At 45.5% G+C, this 14184-nt stretch carries 3 protein-coding genes and 1 pseudogene; 1 reads left to right on the forward strand and 3 read right to left on the reverse strand.

Going from position 1 to position 14184, the window contains the following annotated elements; translation table 11 throughout:
* From G7Y39_RS12390 to G7Y39_RS12400, 3 genes and pseudogenes are all read right to left on the reverse strand, one after another.
* Nucleotides 1-11765: pseudogene (locus G7Y39_RS12390) on the reverse strand (SNF2-related protein); the annotation flags it as partial.
* Nucleotides 11766-11828: 63 nt separating this feature from the next.
* A complete protein-coding gene (locus G7Y39_RS12395) occupies nt 11829-12914 on the reverse strand; it encodes a hypothetical protein (protein WP_165157764.1) in 1086 nt (361 codons plus the stop codon).
* Nucleotides 12915-12917: 3 nt separating this feature from the next.
* Nucleotides 12918-13466, reverse strand: a complete 549-nt coding sequence (locus tag G7Y39_RS12400) for a hypothetical protein (RefSeq protein WP_165157765.1) — start codon at nt 13464-13466, stop codon at nt 12918-12920.
* Nucleotides 13467-13861: 395 nt separating this feature from the next.
* On the opposite strand from G7Y39_RS12400, the gene G7Y39_RS12405 reads away from it, so the two are divergent.
* Complete coding sequence (locus tag G7Y39_RS12405) at nt 13862-14050, forward strand: hypothetical protein (RefSeq protein ID WP_165157766.1); 189 nt, start codon at nt 13862-13864, stop codon at nt 14048-14050.
* The last annotated feature ends 134 nt before the right edge of the window (nt 14051-14184 follow it).

Raw genomic sequence — 14184 nt, forward strand, 5'->3', positions numbered from 1 at the left:
CGTAACTTATCGATACGTGACTTCTTCTCATCGTTCTCCCTGTCCATACGCTTAGCCTCATAGAGCTTGCCACGTATATCGGAAGGCATAACGTCACCATCCCTATAAACGGATTTGTCGCCTATGGATAACCTGTCTCTCATGACAATATCTCCCTCGTTTGATCCATTGTTATCCTCGTTTAAATTATTCTTGTCATAAACCCAATCACCGTTACCGTCTTTCCTCCATCCGGTCGCTTCATATATTTTCCTTGCGTTTTCTTGGTCGTTCGTTTGGAGAATTGACAACAACTTCTTATCTTTGACTCCAGATAAGGCATTCTGATCGTCGGCTACGGATTTTGCCATTCCGTTAAGGTCGTTTATCAGATTGCCTTTTTCTATTTGAGTAAGCCTGTGATCGTAGTATTTATAGTCTCCTTTCACACCTACAACGATCTTAACAGTATAATCCTCACCGTTTATTTTAGCGCCGCATACATAATAACGATAACTGTCATACTTATCGTTACCTTTATCATTCTCATATTCATCAATAAATATAGAGTTCTCGATAAGAGAAGGTATTGACGATATGGATTTAAGATGCTCTTCTTCCCTCTCACCATGTGATGTAACCTTATTAGCTCCTGTCTTGCTTATGGTTATCCTGTCACCGGTATCAGAATTAACGTATTCACCCCTGATATTATCTTTCATCCATTGTTTGGCGCTATCTCTGTTCAGCTCATACTCACCATTGAAATCGATGTTAACCGGTTCGCTATCGCGTAACTTATCGATACGTGACTTCTTCTCATCGTTCTCCCTGTCCATACGCTTAGCCTCATAGAGCTTGCCACGTATATCGGAAGGCATAACGTCACCATCCCTATAAACGGATTTGTCGCCTATGGATAACCTGTCTCTCATGACAACATCCTCGGCCATGTCCATCAGGTTGCCTTGTTCAAGATTCCTATAGCTCCTCCAAAGGATATAACGTAGGTCATTATCGGACAACTTTATATCAAGCGTGATACCGGACTTCCTTAACATATCAAGAAAGGCGTCCTTTATCTTCTCCCATAACGATCGCTCGGCCTTGTTATCGAAACCGCGCTCGGCCAACCCGGCAAGGTATTCCTCCGTAGCCTCACGAAGGTTCGCTGGATCACCTTTAGCCATTTCCATTATTCTCTTACGGATACCATCGTCAGCGTTCCGGTACACGTTATCAAGGAACGTGTCGAAATCATCCCCGAACAACTCGCGTAAACCGTGGTGAGCTACAACCTCATGCAGATAGGTCGCCACAGCGTCATTTACCGATGATGCGTTCGGCAACACGATAAACACCTCACCGTCCTGATACCATCCCTTCGACCCTCTCTTACGTGCCCGCAACCTATCGTTAGCATCAGTTATATCATTGGTATCACGTATGATCGACACCTTGACACCAAGCTTATCAGACAAATCGTTGATTGATGACTCAATGGAACTTACATTATCCTGATCATTGGTCGTATCTACCCCAAAGAACCGGAACCGGGTCTCCCCTTCCTCTTTTACCGAAGTGCCATCAACGCCAAGAGTTGATTCTGTCTGAGCATCATTAGCTTTAGCTTTCTCGGCCAATTGTCTCTGGAGATCATTAACCTCCGCCTGAGCCGCGCTAAGTTCATCCTCTTTTCCCCACGGTTTCTTAACGGCTTCCTCTAATCCCGCTATCTTGTTTTCCTCCGCCTTTATTTTATCGGATATATCCGAGACGGATTTAGCCGGAATCCCCAACTGCCTGTCTATGCTAGCCATCAAACCCCTGCCGCCGCTAAAATCACGGTTATCAACCAGTTTTTCCTTTCCTAAATATAAGCTATAGACCATCATACCTTCATTGAAATGCACGATCGCCTCCCCTTTTCCTCCGTTGAGACCGATTTTCAGAGGAGGGGTGTTCCTGTCAAGCGTATATCTATCATAGTAATCCTCAATAATGGGTGTAAGCTCATTCGATATACCCTCCCTGAAAGTACTTCCTTTAACAGTAACGGACTCAACCCCATCAGGGAAGCCCTCTTTTACGATATTGGCGTTCCTTTCCATGATATCCTTCCGGCTGTTGTATTCTCGTATCCTAAGTTTTGAGTTAGATATAGAGTCACGCATGGAAGACTTACTGTTAAGATCGCTCCTCCTTGAGTTTTGCAACTTCTTCAGCTTGTTCTGTGCCACAAACAGCAGTTGCGCGGTCTTATCTCCTGATAACGTAGCCGCCATCTCGCTAAATGTCATCCCGGACGGATCGCTATCGTCTTGCTCCTCCATGACACGGGACGATATATCGCCCTTCATCATCTGGTTGATGAAGTTTTGTTTTATGCGAAGCCTGTCATAGGCGGTAGCGTCAAGCGTACCTTTAACCCCATATGTGACGATGTTCACCGGTTTATCCCATGTGGCGTACAAGTTACCTTGTCTTAATATACGGCCGTTACGTTGTTCAAAATCCATAGGCCGGATCGGTGCGTCAATATGATGCAAGGCGAATAGGCGATCTTGCACGTTGACACCCACTCCCATTTTCTCGGTGCTACCTATAAGAACGCGTACATCCCCATTACGTACCTTATCGAACAAGGCGTTTCTCCTTTCTCCCTCATAGTTGCCAACGATAGCTATCTGATCAGACGGGATACCTCCCTTGATAAGCTTCTCCTTTATGTCGTTGTACAAATTAAACTGGGGAACGGATAGATCGACATCGAATAAATCCATTTTCGGGGTCTCGGAAGGGGATTGATAACTATCGCAGAATATAAGTTGCGTGCCTTTATCCTTATCGCTCTCCTTGTATAATCTCAATACGTTATCGACTACCTTGTTTGTCTTGCTATCGGGGTTGTCGGGGAATGCCGGATTAAGCAAACGAAGGTCAATAGCAGCCTGCTTAGCCTTACTGAACACGACCAAGGGTAGCGCGCTCTTATCCTTCTTCTCTTTCCCATTCAATTTGTTATAATCCTCTAGTTCCTTGATAAGTGTTTGCATGACATCCTCCAAGTCCTCGTTCTTCTCGACAATGACATTCGTAATCTTATCGTCTTTCAACTTAGGGATATTCTTGTCTTCCTTGAACTCCTTGACATCCTCCGTCAACACAACGTCCGTATGGCTCCTGAACGCTTTTATAAGCTCTGGCACATTCGTATAACTCTTGAACCTCTCAGCTATCTTAAAATTACCGGTAGCGGTAAACTCCAATGAAGGCTCAACCGTCCCGAAAGTGGTGGCGAACTCGTCAAAGCTATTTATATTATACGCGTCAAGTATATCGGGTGACACGAAATTCATCATGGTCCATACCTCGGCCATCGTATTGGTGATAGGTGTCCCGGTAGCGAGAACCACGTTTCGGCCACCATTATTCTCGGATACCCATTGGGCTTTCAGCAACATGCTATTAGCCCTTTGCGACGCGCCCGTATCGACACCTTTAACGTTCGACATCTTACTTGGGAACCCGATCTTCTTGTAATTATGCGCCTCGTCAATGAACAAGGCGTCAACACCCATTTGCTCAAACGTCATTACGTTATCAGTACGTCTGTCAAGGACACGCTCAGTCTTGGCCGTGATAGTCTCCGCTGTCTTTGCCTTGTCCTTTACGTTTTTCCCTTTCTTTGTACCTTCCAAGGAATCACGCATACTTTTGGCCTCCCTTCTCAACCTATCCTGTAGAGCCTTGTCCTCTATGCGAACGATAGCCTCCTCAAAAGCGGCTATTCGCTTTTGGATATATGCCTTTTTCCTCTCCTCGCTATCCGGTATAAACGACATGAACGACTGCGGTACGACTATGGCGTCAAAATCACCGGTAGCTATAAGGTTGAACAGCCTTATCCTATTATCAGCGTTACGCTCCTCCTTTGTAGGGGATAGGATCTTAGCGGAAGGATACAGTTTATAAAAGTCACGTACGAAATCCTCAAGCGTAGCGTTTTGTACGACGATCATGGGTTTCCTCGCTATACCTAGCCTTCTCATCTCCATGGCGGAAGTAATCATTGTAAAGGTCTTTCCCGTACCGACTTGGTGAGCGAGTAACGTACTCTCGGACAGACAACGTTGAACCGCCTTGCTCTGGTGATCCATAAGCGTTATATCCTTATTGGCGTTAGGATAATGCTCAAAGAACGGTTTGTCATACTTTTTTAGCACATAGTTGTTATATCTATCATTATACACGTCCTCGATACGACCATGGAACATCGTCTTAGAGTCAATATACTCAACGAACTTATCGGACATGTCGGATATCTTCTCGGCGACGGCCTGTGTCTCCTGCTCGTTTACGACCTTTCTCGTTCTCTGCTTACCGTCCTCATAATATTTAATCTCGTCATAGACCTTTGGCTTACGTTGGTTAAGAGCGGCCTTGAACACGTCTATGACATCCATTCGCTGGGTATTGAATTGACCGGCTTTAGCGTAATCGGATATGAACGCCCCCTTATCAAGAATATACTCACCGATCTCCGGGATAAAATTAGCGTTGGCGTAGGATATGCCCAGTACGTTATCAGCGAAATCATTTATGAACTCAGACGGGATCCACGTAGTCCCAAGTCGATAACTTATCTCACCATAGGGTATACGTTCCGGCTGTACGGATTCAAGGTCATCCACGTTTTTCCGGAACTCCGGATGATCTTCCAATGCCGCCCTAGCCTCAACCAACTTATCTTTTACGTTTCCGGATAGATATTCGCTCTTGTCTACTATATTCCCGGTAACAGGATCCCTATAAGCGATTCCCTTCTCTAGTATCTCGTTTGTCACGCTCGCCTCATCCATACCCGTTATCTCCGAGATATAAGGTATATCAATATTGCCTTTATATGACTTGCTTATATTGACGGCATCCGATACATTATCCGCTTTTGTCGGCATCTCGAATGGATAACTTACACGCTTATTCAAGATACCATCCGCTTTCGATACTTCCCATACCATGGATTTACCGGTCGAGGAAGGTACCCTCTTCACGGTCTCCAAAGACAATGGCAATCCATGCTCGACATCCTCGGCGAAAATATCATCCAACGCCTTGTTCCTGTTAAGTGTCCCATATTTGGACACGAAATCGTCATATAATTTGTTCAGCCTTTTCCTCGCTGGCTCGGGGTCAACACCCTTTGTCTGCTCATCATGGATAAGATCGTATAGGCTTCTCTTTATATCATTGTAATCATTTACCGCGTCAGCTATTTTCCGGGTCTTCCCGTTATGGACGAACGTAGGATCCGCCTTAATCGGTTTTAACGACTCTCCATCTAAAACAAAGACATCGCCATTCTTAACGGTGATAGTACCATCTTTCAAGGTTGAGCCACCCACGACATCCGGGTCTTTGGTCTCCACGACACCCGATAGGATATTCCTCGGTAGTTTATCAACGGCGTTAAATAGCTCCTCGCTTAAATCGGCGCCGGTCTTGGCTTTCAATGTCTGCGAGGCTCCACTATATAGACCTCCGCTACCGGCGTCATAAGCGGTCATCATATCACCTAACATCATATCGGGATGATTGGCGAAATACTCGTTCACCATGATAGGCTTGCTCCTTTTATCACCGTTTTCCATATAGGTACCCTCGCCTATCTGCGTAGTTGTAACGAACCCTATCCCATTCGAAGGCTCCCCATTCTTTCTTTTACGGAATATAACGATATCAGCTGTTACACTCGTGCCAGCCCCTTTCTGGAAAGCGTCATTAGGCAATCGGATAGCTCCTACAAGGTCATAACCGTTCCCGCTCACGTACTCGCGGAACTTACTATCTGCACCGTCCATCGTGGCCGAGGAGGTTACGAATACGCCGAGACCACCTTCTTTCAATTCCAGAAGCCCCTTTAGGATAAAATAATTATGGAGATTATAAGATGAACCAAGTTTTTTCCTGAATTGCCTATCTAAGACCTTATCATATGGAGCGTTTTTCCCGAATGGGACGTTCGTTATAACCAAGTCCTTCGATCTCGGTGAAAACGATTTCTCGTATCCCTGCACCTTTATATTAGCGTCAGGATATAAGGCCTTCGCCATACGACCGGACAAACTATCTATCTCAAACCCGCTTATATTTGAGTTCTCGGATATAGACCTTGGCATCATACCGATTATGTTGCCTATACCCATGGCCGGCTCACTGATATTGCCACCCTTGAATCCAAGTCTCTCCGTTATTCCCCATAAGCTTTCCACCACCTCGGACGGGGTATAATGAGAGGTTGTCGTGGAACGGACGGCACTGTCGAACTCCTCTTTACTTAATAAGGATTTTAGTCTCTCGTAATAGCGTAGATACTTATCATTCCAATTCCGGTCCTTATACCAATTGTTATCACGAACGTTGTATTTGCCCTCGTTCAAGGCTTCGGACAAACCTCCCCATCCAACGTACCTTGACATCTTGGATTGTTGTTCCGGGGTAGGTTTCCCTTGTCCGTCCTCTACTTCTTTCAGCGTTTCTATCGCCTCGATATTGGCTTTTAACTTGGATATATCACCGGATGGGATCTCAATCCCTTTATCCGTGAAACTGAAATTGTTTTGATTCCTTACAACAGGCTTCTTGTCGCCATCGCCGACATGTATTCCTCTGCCTCTCTCCGTGTCAGGCACATCACTTCCATGCACGCCTCCAATTTCTCCTCCCCGTTCAGGTCCTCGATCCTCTTGCCGTGCTTCTCTTCCCACGCCTTGATCCGCTCTTGAATTTCCTTGCTCATTGTCTTTAATATTATTAGGATTGAATAAATCGTTACCACGCGAAGGTAACGTTTTGTCTTTGTTCCCCGTTCGCTTTTTCCGGCTATTTTTTATTTTTTTCTCAGCCTCGCTCGCTTGTCCCGCGATCTCAGTCTCTTTGACAACGGTCTCGGCCGTCTCCATTATATCCGGTACGGGCTTATCAAAATTAGCTACGTCAAACGAACGGACATCCTCATAAGTGGTCATATCCTTATCCAATCCGTTCTCTCCTACTTCCGGCAAATCCCTCGCTCCATTGTAGAAAGCTTTAAGATACGGTCGTATGGCGTCGCCTAGATCATCGATCATAGCCTTTGAGTAATCCGAGAACTTACGCAATCCTTTCTCTATATGATAAACCGCCATCTCAGTACCTATAGCCAGTATCTCAGGATCGATACCCATATTCATCTGGCCGCCTAGTTTCTTGCGCATGCGCTCACGCAGTTCCGCGTACCGCTCATCTGTAACAAGGCGGTTGCCGCTCGGGTTAACGATATGATCGCTCAATTTAGCCTTACCCTTATCGTTGAGATCACCAATAAGGGTTTCCACATTTACCTTTTGAGGCTCTAAGACCCTGCGTGTGTCCTCGAGAGAAATAGGTTGCGCGTCGCTTATGGCATCGGCATCGTTAAGAATGGCATCAGCCAATCTCCTAGCGCTTTCATCGCTACGCATCATGAATCCTCGCTGCTCCCTGTCATACCAGCCTTTTTCAGCCTTGGCTATCTCTTTGGCGGCACGCTGCTGTTCCTTCGACAACTCATTGCCGAACCTCAATAGCCGCATATCAAGTACTTTCCCTTTCTTGGTAGTATATTGGGAGGGTACAATACTATAATTATCAGTATCATTAGCTTTATAGGTATCGCTTTCCTTTAGCTTCTCATCGTGTAATCTCTTGGCCTCCACTATGCGCTCGGCATAGTCCAGTGGGTTCTCGTTCTCCTTTGGTGAAGGTAATACAAATGATTTAGCCCCTTTCTCTTGTTTTTCAGAAGAGGATACTTTACCTTTGTCAGTTGAAATACCTCCGTTTGATGGTAAAGTCACCCCATCAGCCTTATTAAGGTTAGAGGAAGGAGTTGTTAAAGTTTCTCTTGACGGGGTATTTTTCTTCTTCCCTTTTTTATTAGTCTTATCAAATGCTGTTACAACCCAGTTCTTCCTTTCAATAACGTTACCATTTTCATCACGGTATTGTTTATTTATAGATACTTTATATCTATCAGTCTGTAATACGATCTTGTCTTCATTCTCACGAACTATATCACCGTTAGATATAGCGTCATTTATGGCCGATTGGATCTCAGATACATCAGAAAAATCATTTTGTTCCTCAATATGCCTCTTTATGATGTGTTTGAGACCTCCATTATCATTACCCCATACAAGATCTATACTACCAATACCGTCTCTATGAAATACGCCTAGAAGATCTCCTTCCTTGTGATTAACCAAGAAATCGAACGCTTCTTTTACCTTTCCCTTGAATTGGTCGTATATGTTACCAAATACCCCTTTCCCTATAGGTTTTATCCCTTCGGGTGAGCCTTCTTGTGCAGCTCCATCCGAGCGATCGATATTGGTATAAACTTCCGTGTATCCTTGATCAATTCCTTCAGTTCCCCCGGTCTGTATAGGTTGTTCTCCCGGCAATACCTGATCGCCTCCTTCGCGCAAGCCGCCAGTTCCTCCTTTGTCATTTCGTTCAATCTCTTCATTCGATTCGTTTTTTCTCGCTAAGATAGCATCTATTTCACTTTCTTCATTAATTATCACCTGTATTTCGTCAGCGATCTCGCCATTAACATGATTTATCGCTTCATCAGTGGCAATATCGTACTGTTTGATAAAGTCTTCCCCATACGCCTCGTATTCCTCCGGTGACATATGATAGTTCTCCTCGCACCACTCGGCGTAAGCGTTATACTCGGCCTGTCTCTCACGCTCGGCTGTGGCCTCACGTCTAAGCCTTATATAATGGATCAGGTCACCACGCGTACGAGCGGAGGACAATACCTCTATGATAGCGTCCCTTCCGGCGTTAGGGTCATTCTCATCGAAGAAGTTAGTCCCGTTCTCCTTATCCGCTAGCTCCAATATCTCCCCGGCCCTCTCTATGCTTACGCCTCCTTTTTGTGGAGACGCGAACAGTCCGAACATCTTTTTAGACTCTTCATTGCCCGCTCCCAACTCTTTCTTGTAACTGTCACGTGTCAATTTGATCGATCCGTTAGCAAGCATCATAGCGGCAAGCTCCTCCCCGTTCATCGGATTCATATCGGGGATCTCCTCCTTTGCTATGGTATCAACCGGTTTACTGCTGTCCTCCTTGATACCATCATCAAGCTCAGCCCAGAAATCAGCCTCTACCTTGATAGCGTCATATTCTTGTCGGGCTTTTGTCAATTCGGCCTCCGCCTTATCCTCTTTTCCGATAGGAGCGTCATCGTACGCCTCTTGCGCCTTGACAAGTTTATCGGAAGCCTTTTTCAGATCCTTCTCGAACGACTTTCTCGTCACTTCGATCTTCCTTGGCATCTTATCACCGTATTTATCATACAGGAAGTCCAACGTGTTATCAACACCGGAGGCCACGAAATCCGGCGTACCGTCCTCCCTGCTTACGATAGGTGAGGATTTGACTTCATTCGCTTGTCCGCCATCGCCAACAGTTATACCGGGTTCGACTTGTTTCGTCTCAACGGGAGCGGAAGAAATCGGACTAACGGTATTCTCTACACCTTCGACCCGTTCCATGGGATTAACTCCTGTCCCATCGATTTGACCTACAGTCGAGTTATCAGGTGTAAGCGTCTCCATACCTCCTGTAGTATCACGATCGTTATTAGCAGCGTCTTGAACGTCGTACATGGCATCTTGAAGATCAAGAATCTCTTTCTCTGTTATAGGCATAGCCGGTGAAGATCCATTCTTGGCCGTCACCTGCCCGGTAGCTTTATCATAGGCCGCTGGCTGGGCTATCCAATCACCGTTCTCGTCTTGCCCTTGAATGATAAAGGCTTTATCACCGTTCCATATTATCAACCCCGGCTTTGGTAATTTCGTCTTCGGATTATGGTTCATCGCCATGTCAAGCTCAGTCATACGTTCCGACAACATTTGATCCTTGAAAGAGCGCTCCATCTCCTCGGCGTCTTGCTCGACAATATCGCTAAGCCTTTTAGCGGACACCATCATGTCTTTACCGTTATACGATACAACGGCATTATCTCCCTGTATGCTCCTTACGTGTACGGGTATATCCTCTTTACCCATGCTAAGCTTAGCCGTAGTCACGATAAGACTACCGTCCGGGTTATACATGGCATAAGGCGTTATGTTCTCGTCCACGTACGCTGATACATTATTATATATATCATCGTTTACACGTTCCTTAAGCCCGTACACCATCAGGTAATCCGCGTAAAAATCCTCCGCCAACCGTCTGGCGTCATCGCTTACCCCGTCAAGCAGGCTCATTACCTGCGCCTCACCGGCACCGTCATCCACATAGTCCTCTATCCGGTCAGCGAGATTGGGGTCGATCGCGGACAATGACGCCCTTTTATCAAGCATCGTACTGTTAGCCATCCTTATCTCACCGGGATCTGTCATCCCACGCCCTTTGTCGATAGCCTCAGCGAACCTTGACTTAGTGAATGTAGGCGGAGCGTCCACCCCTTGATCTGTAACATTTGGATCCGTTATAGTCCGCTGATCCTGTTCTCCTCCTATTTTATCCGCTGCGTATCGCGCGCCTTTAGCCAACGCTCCGGCACCCGTAAAATAAGCGCCTCCTCCCATACCATATACAAAACTACGCAATACGCCATCTGTCAAGTCCCTTTCCGGATCCGCGCCTGTTATCTTATCCGTGACATTCTCGGCCAGCGTGGAAGATACCTCTTCGATACCCTCATTCACAGGCTCGAAAAACATACCGAATTTTTTATAGAACTCTTGCATCTTACCCATTATGCCACGCTTGACAGCCTCTTTCGCCTTTTCCTTGCCTAACGTCTTGAATAAGGTTGACATCCAAGCCTTGGATACGCCAGCGCCAAACACCTCAGACAAGGATTCCGCGGTACCGGTAAGAATAGCGTTAGATACCTTGGCGAACTCTCCCATGTTCGGGTTATCCTTGTCAAGCTCATCATATTTCTGGCTTGCCACTATCGAGCCTATACCAGCCAGTCCGGCCGCTGGAGCTCCTGCCATCGCTGCCGCCATAGCCCCTATTGACATAGGAAGAGACTCTACGCCCTGCAAGGCTATATCACCTATAGCTCCCATGTAATTCCCTTCCTTCCACAAATCGGTAAAGTCCTTACCTTTATACCTATTTGATCTTGCCCGCAAGAACTCCGCGTCAGCATTTAACCTATCAGATACATCCTTGAACGCTCCTCCATGAGATAACGCTCCTCCGGTAGCGTATTCCAACCCTTTTGAGGCCTTATCCAGTACTCCAGATATACCGGCTCCAAGATCGGCTAATCCAGCGCCCATCTTCTGTATAGCGTCTCCAGCCCAAGTATTCATAAAAGAAGAATCCTTCTCATATTCGGATGGAGGCGTAGGATTAGAGGTCTCAATCTTTCCTTTCTTACGCAAGGACTCGAAATTATAATCAGGTGAGTTAGTCCAAGGATTAACATATTCAGATTGATCCTTCATAGGTACCTCAACCTCTTCCCTTAACGCGACAGGAGGAGGGTTCACGCTCGATAGCGATACATAGTCCGTATCTCCATTGCTCACATCCTCGCGTGATACGCTATCATTATCTTGATTATAATAGTCCATGAACGATCCGTAATCGGAGGCCTTAACTCTATATCTCTTATTATCTTTCTCGAATATGGAAGTAGCGTCCGGGAAAGACTTTGAAAAATCACCCATGTAGCGATCCTCAACATCATATTTCTTGCCTTCGTACTCAAATATTGGCATATCAATAGTTATTTTTAGGATATTTCTTATTAAGTTGCTTATATAGATAATAAATCACGTTATCTACTTTTTCTTGTTGTCAGGTAGCGTGGGAGGTTTCCATTTTATGACATTATCATCAGATTCTGTCTGAGGTGCCATTGGAGGATGATAATCCTCTACATCTACATCCGACTCCTTGAAAGGTATCCCTGCTATCACCTTATCGAAATCATCGTACAATTCCGGGAAATTTTGGATATTGCTCATTACGATTGCAGCCTGCTTTGTCTTTTGGTCTCCTCCCTCACCCAACGCCCATCCTATATCAGATATTTCAACTTCATTCGGATGCTTCTCGGCATACTCCAACATCCTCTTATACATATAAGCTATAATACCTTCCTTGTCCTTTCCGGAAAGGTGGAAACGCCTACCATTCTCGCCTATAATATCGATAGACTTATCAGATCCGGATGATCCATTAGCCTTAGCCTCTCGATACTTTTTAAGGCTGTATAGATTCGCCTGCTTTATGGCAAGATCTTTCTTTTTATAATCGGCTTCCTGCATCAACTTCCGATCCTCCCTGTCATTCTTTATGGCGGATTGCGCGGCGTCCTGCATCAACTTAGCCCTCGCGAGATCATACTGATCTTTCCGGTACTGATCCTGCCTGTAAAGCTGCAATGCCCTTTGATAGTTATTGTAGTCATTATTAGCGGCGGCGAGCTTACCCGAAGCGTACTTCTGTCTCTCGGCCATCAAACGATCGGAGAACGATCGCAATTGCGGATCCGCCACTGTAGGTATCTTCTGGGACGGCGCCTCCCCGGCGAAAGCGAGGTTAGCGAACGATGACAGCACGTTTCCGAGGTGCCCGATACCCGTAGCCACCGAAGCGGCACGCTTCCTTCGCTCCTCCTCCTCTTGGCTCATCGGCTTTTGGATAAGCGTATCATAAAGCCTTTGTGTCCATTGGTAATCGTTAAGTTGAGGCTCGTCACCAACCACCGCATTATGTGTTGCGGCATCCGTTTTCGCGTCCTGTACCGCTACCGGGTTCTGGCTTCCCGCTATCTCCGGCTCGACCAATGGCGTGTTAGCCAACTCCGGCCTTTTAACGACCGGGGTTCGTCTCCTGTTATATTGTTCCTCTAGCGTCAACATGGCTTATTTCTTATTTAACATAGACTCGATCAAACCCTTGCTATTGTAAAGATGCGCCTGCGCGTCAGCGGCGACAAGTCCCATACCAGCCTGTAACCCCTGGCTCGCGGCTTGCGTGGCGTTAGCGGCCTGCTGGTTATATATAGATAGCCTTTGGTTGTTGATATTGTTCTTCGTGCCAAGGTATTGTGATTCCACGGCGTCCTTACGCGCGGTGGCGTTGGAAGCTATAGATCCGGCCGTATCCGATATAACTTCGTTCGCGGCTTTCTTGGCCTGCGCTATAGCCTCGTCTGTAGCCCCTACGACAGCGGCTGTCCCGGAAGTGTTCTTGTATTGCTCATCGGCGAGTTCCCTTGCCCTGTTAAGGGCGGCTTGCGCCTCTGCGCTTTGCGTATAATCCTCGTTATACCTACGGTTAAACCACTCCTCGTTCTCCTTGGCATGTTTATCGAGGACCGCGTTCGCTTTTCTAGCGGCCTTCCTCGCCTTTATCCCCCCCGCTATTCCGCTAACAAGGGATGACGCTGCTCCAATAATAGATCCTATCATATCTTATCTTTTTCGGCAAAAGAGATAAAAAAATAGGCTCGTTTTTGCTACTTTGATCATTATTTGACGTAAACGCAAGATAAACAAACCATTCCACACTGTTCATTGTTGGCTAAGAGTCGATTGTATCATATTGTCCGTGTTATATGTTAACAAGTTCTAATACAAATTTGGCAATGATTTAAAAACGGAACAGTTGAGAGATTATAACCCCCGTGTTTTTTCTGACAAACGGGTCGATTTATTTAAAAACAGAACAGTCGTCAATCTAATATAGTTAATTGTTGTTAATAACACAAATATTCTTGTTACGTTATTTGGTAACAAATAATTTTGTGCTTATATTTGCGATGTAATAATAATAGAGCTGGTGGCAACAGTAACAATTCTGCGTTATGGACATGACTACTTACATTTACAAAGGAGAGGAAATTTCCAAAACTCAATTTTTACTAATCCTGCGTAATGCGGGAATTAATGGCGGACGTAAGCTCTCCGCTTATGAGGCGCTTGTTAAATGCGCTGAGCTTGGAAAAGAGAAAGCAATCAAGATCTTAAATGATCTCGAAGTTATCGAAAAATAATATATATTAATACTTCGTTAAATTTTTATTCAATCCGTTGAAAATAAATGAGTTAGTTAACAAAGTTTAGCTCAATAAAATAGGTCAAGTAGCTGAATTTCAGTATCTTTAATGATATTCGACCACACATTAAA

The organism is Parabacteroides sp. ZJ-118, assembly GCF_011038785.1.
Lineage (GTDB): Bacteria > Bacteroidota > Bacteroidia > Bacteroidales > Tannerellaceae > Parabacteroides.

Excerpts from the sequence above, each read along its gene's own strand:
- G7Y39_RS12395 (WP_165157764.1), bottom strand. The coding sequence starts at position 12,914 with ATGTTGACGCTAGAGGAACAATATAACAGGAGACGAACCCCGGTCGTT.
- G7Y39_RS12400 (WP_165157765.1), bottom strand. The coding sequence starts at position 13,466 with ATGATAGGATCTATTATTGGAGCAGCGTCATCCCTTGTTAGCGGAATA.
- G7Y39_RS12405 (WP_165157766.1), top strand. The coding sequence starts at position 13,862 with ATGGACATGACTACTTACATTTACAAAGGAGAGGAAATTTCCAAAACT.